At 70.5% G+C, this 1,705-nt stretch carries 3 protein-coding genes; 1 reads left to right on the top strand and 2 read right to left on the bottom strand.

Annotated elements, in window-relative coordinates:
* Positions 1-89 precede the first annotated feature (89 nt).
* Complete coding sequence (locus tag AC1D15_RS30720; protein WP_082004218.1) at positions 90-305, bottom strand: DUF3563 family protein; 216 nt, start codon at positions 303-305, stop codon at positions 90-92.
* 175 nt (positions 306-480) lie between these two features.
* Here AC1D15_RS30720 and AC1D15_RS30715 point away from each other — a divergent pair, with 175 nt between their 5' ends.
* The gene (locus tag AC1D15_RS30715) at positions 481-1,449 is read left to right on the top strand and encodes a DUF3616 domain-containing protein (RefSeq protein WP_477829007.1); all 969 of its coding nucleotides are present in this window, start codon (positions 481-483) and stop codon (positions 1,447-1,449) included.
* Positions 1,450-1,452: 3 nt separating this feature from the next.
* On the opposite strand, the gene AC1D15_RS30710 is transcribed toward AC1D15_RS30715, so the two are convergent.
* Positions 1,453-1,705, bottom strand: a 253-nt coding sequence (locus tag AC1D15_RS30710; protein WP_477829006.1) for a M28 family peptidase, incomplete at its 5' end; no start/stop codon positions are given.

Below are 1,705 nucleotides of genomic sequence, written 5' to 3'. Positions count from 1 at the left end.
TCACGCCCGGCCGCGCATGAGCTGGCCGGGGTGATGCTGGTGGTGTCGGGCTTGCTGGTGCACACGCTGTCGCAGCGTGTGCAAACCGCTCAGCGGCCGGTGCCGGCCGGCGACATCGACAGGAAGGCGCTGGTGTGCAGGTCGCCCCGGCCGCAACGGCTGTTGTCAATGGCGCGCATGCGGCGCTCGAGTTCGTAGATGTCGGTCGATTCGGCCAGCCAGGCCTCGTCGTAGCCGCCGCGGGGTTGGGTTCCGCCGGCAAACGCGTTGCGCATCGCGCTGGAAATGGCATTGATGAAGTTCATGTTCTATCTCGGTCCGTCTTGTGGTCGGTTTTTCTCAGTCAGTGCACCCGTCGTGCGGGTTAACACCTAGTTCTCAGTGTAAACCCTGACGTGTGTACTGTCTGTGACGGAACCCGCTGACCCCTCGGTTTCAGGGGCCTCGCTCCGCGGCAGCAGGGCCGCGAGAATGATCCGGATGAAGACCACACCATGCCGCTGGATCGCCAGCACGCTGACGCTGTTCGCCGTGGCGAGCGCCAGCGCCCAGGCGCCCGAGCGCTACCGCGGCCTGTGCGACGCGTCGGCCGCCGTCGCGCTCGACGCCCGGCACTTCGTGGTCGCCGACGATGAGCACAACAGCTTGCAGGTCTTCCGCCGCGACGCGCCGGATGCCGTCGGGCGGGTCGATCTCGACAGCTTCCTCGGCACGCAGGCCGGCCGGGAGTCGGACATCGAAGGCGCGGCCGAGGCCGGCGGCGTCATCTACTGGATCGCCTCGCACGGCCGCAACAGCGCCGGCAAGAAGCGCGACGAGCGGCACCGGCTGTTCGCGACCGAGCGCGTGCCCGGCTCGGCGCCGCCGTCGCTGCGCCCGGTCGGCACGCCGTACACGCGGCTGCTCGACGACCTGCTCGACGCACCGCAGCTGAAGGGCTACCACCTGAAGGATGCCTCGAAGCTGCCTCCGGAAGCACCGGGCGGGCTCAACATCGAGGGCCTGGCGGCGACATCGGGCGGTGCGCTGCTGGTCGGGCTGCGCAACCCGCTGCCACGCGGGCGGGCGCTCGTCGTGACGATCGCCAACCCGGCGCAGGTCGTGCGCGGCGWGCGCGCGAAGATCGGCAGCGTCTTCGAACTGCCGCTCGAAGGCCGCGGCATCCGCAGCCTCGAGCGCATCGGCAACGGCTACCTCGTCGTCGCCGGGCCGCCGGCCGACGAAGGCGGCTTCGCGCTGTACCGCTGGTCGGGCCGGGCCGGCGAGGCACCGGTGCCGGTGTCGTCCGTCGCGCTCGGCAGCCTGCGACCCGAAGCGCTGTTCGAGTGGCCGGGAACAGGCGAGGTGCAGGTGCTGAGCGACGACGGCGGGGTCCGCATCGCCGGCACCGAGTGCAAGACGCTGCCGGCGGCACAGCGCGCGTTCCGCAGCCTCGTCGTCAGGCCCTGAACCTCACAAGGCCCGCGTCACCGCCCACACGCCCTGCACCACCTGCGCCATGCGGCGGTAGTCCAGCTTCTCCCAGCTGTCGCCCGCCTCGTGGTAGTGGCGATTGCGCAGGAAGGCGGTGTCGGTGACCATCAGCGCCGGCATGCCGAGCGCCCAGTAGCTCAGGTGGTCGGAGAAGTCGATGCCCTGCAGCGCGGTCGGCGCGTTGATCGACTGCACCTGCAGCGCGGTGGCGCCGGCCATCACGGCCTTGACC

Source organism: Rhizobacter sp. P2_H2, from assembly GCF_056403375.1.
The sequence above is the reverse complement of the archived record's forward strand: the minus strand, read 5'-3'. Positions and strand labels throughout refer to the sequence as shown.

Bases quoted from the DNA above. Each gene is read 5' to 3' on its own strand.
- AC1D15_RS30720 (WP_082004218.1), bottom strand. From the start codon at position 305: ATGAACTTCATCAATGCCATTTCCAGCGCGATGCGCAACGCGTTTGCC.